This window comes from Vibrio xiamenensis (assembly GCF_900100015.1).
GTDB classification, from domain to species: domain Bacteria; phylum Pseudomonadota; class Gammaproteobacteria; order Enterobacterales; family Vibrionaceae; genus Vibrio; species Vibrio xiamenensis.
In genome coordinates, this window is sequence record NZ_FNDD01000074.1 from 1 (window position 1) to 2476 (window position 2476).

The window sequence follows — 2476 nt, forward strand, 5'->3', positions numbered from 1 at the left end:
CCGACCAGCGAGAACAAAAACACCATTCCGTTTATCGCGGAGTACGGTGCGCTCACGGTCTTTAACCAGCGCATTAATCGCGACTTGGTTTATGGCAGCGCGGTGACGACACCGCTTGGTGAACGGTATGTTGCAAGTGTTGAATACCCTGACGCCACAACCAGCCTGCTAATCCTCAGCCTTAAGAGCCAAGGTCAAACGGTGAGCTCAAATGATAACTTCCTCTAATTTCAGCCAGTCGAATGCTCATCAACGCCGAACGAACGCAGGTGTGTTGAGTTTTGATTTGTCCAATGAAGCGGATCTGCTTGCCGATGAATTTGCTGGCATGGAGAAGCAAGTGGCTAAGGCCATCGAGAGGGCGTTAAAGAAAACAGGCCGCTGGTTACGAACGCACACGCTGCGCTTTCTCAGCAAAGAGGTGTCAATTAAACAAGCGGCGCTGAAAAATCGCTTTATTTTGGATTACGACAAAAACACCAAAACGGTGAATTTGTGGATTGGTCTGCTGGCAGTTGCTGCTGACACACTTGGCAGTGTTAGCCAAAACGCCGAAGGCGCGAAAGCTGGTGCTTACCAGTTTGATGGTGCGTTTTATCAAAAGGTTTACGGTGACGATAAGCGCGTTTATATCCGCGCCAGTCGTAACCGAGTCATGCAGCATGATGTGGTTCGTCAGAATCGTAAGCTGCCAAGTTATCGCCCTGTGCGCGACCCAAGATTGATTGGCCGCTTTCCAGTGCAAGCGGTTGGTGTCGCGATAGAAGATCAAGCGAGTCAAATTGTGTTGCGCCTTGAGCAGCAGGTAAATAAGCGCTTTGGTGAAATTTTAAAACAAGAGTTGAACTATGCAATCAACGTTGAACAAGCCAAGTGATTACTATCAAGCGATGGTAACCACGCTTAAAGACAGCATCCGGAAAGCCACGGTGGTCCCTTATAAGCTTTACGGTGAATACCAGGTTAAAGGGGTTGAATGCCATGTCGCTATTGATGAGTACGGTAAGTTGCAGGCTCATAACGATGGCCGCATTAAGCAGCCGGTGCGTGTGAAAGTGTATTGCATGGTGAGCAAAGCCGAGAGTGACGCTGAATTTCGAAACTCGGATTTGATTGCGCAAGATCTTGCCAGCGCGGTGGGGCGGATTGCGTTTAACAATAATTTTGGCCTTAACGGCGCGGTTTCACTTCCCTCCAATGTCGTGAGTCAGCAAGGTCTGTTTAAATCCGGTGCTGATGGGTATGACTGCTGGGAAACGGAGTGGTGGCAAGACTTGTTCTTGGGTGAGCTCGCTGATGAAGGCGCTGATTTCTCAGGCCTGTTCTTAGCGATTAACCCTGAGCATCCAGAACTTGCGGATGAATACGAGGATATCACCGATGCAATCACTAATTCGGCAGATAGTTCAGTCTGAACTGGCTGAATACACTGAGCAATTTTCTCTGCAAGAAAAAGCCATTTCAGATTTGACTCGCCGATTGAATAACTTGATTCGTGTCGGCGCAGTTTCAGCATGGAGTGAAAACCATAAACGCATCAAAGTGCAGTGCGGCGGTAACGAAACGCCATTTATTAAGTGGTTTTCAGCGTGTGCTGGCGATGTGGCGGAATATCGCTTACCGAGCATTGGTGAGCAGGTGGTGCTGCTGAATATTGGCGATGGCGACAGTTTGGCCACTTGTATTGCGTTGATTGGTGTACCAAGCGACAAATTCCCACTACCAACCAGTAACCCAAATGAAATTCTACGGGTCTACCCGGACGGAACGCGAGTTTGCTACGACAAAGAAAAGCACCAGTTGGATGTCAAAGTGGCTGGTGTGGCGAATGTGGTTGTTGATGAAGATGCCACAGTCAATGTCGGCGGCAATGCAAAATTGACCGTTAGCGGCACCACAAAAGTGACATCTGGTGGTGATGCAACGGTGGATGCGCCAAAAATCAAACTCAACGGTGGCACAGGGGTGGTTACTGGCGCCCATAAGTGCATGGTCACAGGCTTGCCGCATGGCGACTGTTCTTCAACTGTAACGGCGGGTGTGTAATGGCGTTAGATAAAGATGAACTTGCAGAAAAAATCGATGAATTGATGACAGCGAATGGTTTTAAACCCAGCGCAGAGAAAACTCGCGGCTCAGAACTTTGGGCGTGTTTGGCCGAGGCGCTTGTAATTCATATACAAGAGAAAGCTGAGGTGTCCGTAACCAGCGGATCATCGGCAGGTACTTACAAGGTGACGTAATGATTGGAATGTGCCGCAAAACTGGACGGACACTGACAGGCTGGGATCAGTTTATCAGCCGAGTGACCCAGGTGATGACTACGTATATTTCATCACGTAACAAAGTGCGCGGTTTCGGCAGTCAGTTGCCAGCCACGTTATCACGTAATGCCAGCAACTCTACCTTGGCGCTTATCCAAACTTACGCGATGGGCGCGTTTATGAATGAAGCTAACGGCTTGTCAGATTTTACT

General features: G+C 49.0%; 6 protein-coding genes. All 6 read left to right on the forward strand.

All coding sequences use genetic code 11. The annotated features are described in order from the left end of the window. A partial coding sequence (locus BLS03_RS25795; RefSeq protein WP_176765704.1) for a hypothetical protein occupies positions 1-228 on the forward strand: 228 nt, incomplete at its 5' end. Then, a complete protein-coding gene (locus tag BLS03_RS25230; protein ID WP_143015704.1) occupies positions 212-877 on the forward strand; it encodes a hypothetical protein in 666 nt (221 codons plus the stop codon). The genes BLS03_RS25795 and BLS03_RS25230, both read left to right, overlap by 17 nt. Beyond that, a complete protein-coding gene (locus BLS03_RS25235) occupies positions 849-1415 on the forward strand; it encodes a hypothetical protein (RefSeq protein ID WP_093279593.1) in 567 nt (188 codons plus the stop codon). Before BLS03_RS25230 ends, BLS03_RS25235 begins: the two co-directional genes overlap by 29 nt. After that, a complete protein-coding gene (locus tag BLS03_RS25240) occupies positions 1381-2046 on the forward strand; it encodes a phage baseplate assembly protein V (protein WP_218122058.1) in 666 nt (221 codons plus the stop codon). Before BLS03_RS25235 ends, BLS03_RS25240 begins: the two co-directional genes overlap by 35 nt. After that, complete coding sequence (locus tag BLS03_RS25245; RefSeq protein ID WP_093279595.1) at positions 2046-2243, forward strand: hypothetical protein; 198 nt, start codon at positions 2046-2048, stop codon at positions 2241-2243. The genes BLS03_RS25240 and BLS03_RS25245 overlap by 1 nt, the downstream gene beginning before the upstream one ends. After that, a partial coding sequence (locus tag BLS03_RS25250) for a GPW/gp25 family protein (protein WP_093279596.1) occupies positions 2243-2476 on the forward strand: 234 nt, incomplete at its 3' end. The genes BLS03_RS25245 and BLS03_RS25250, both read left to right, overlap by 1 nt.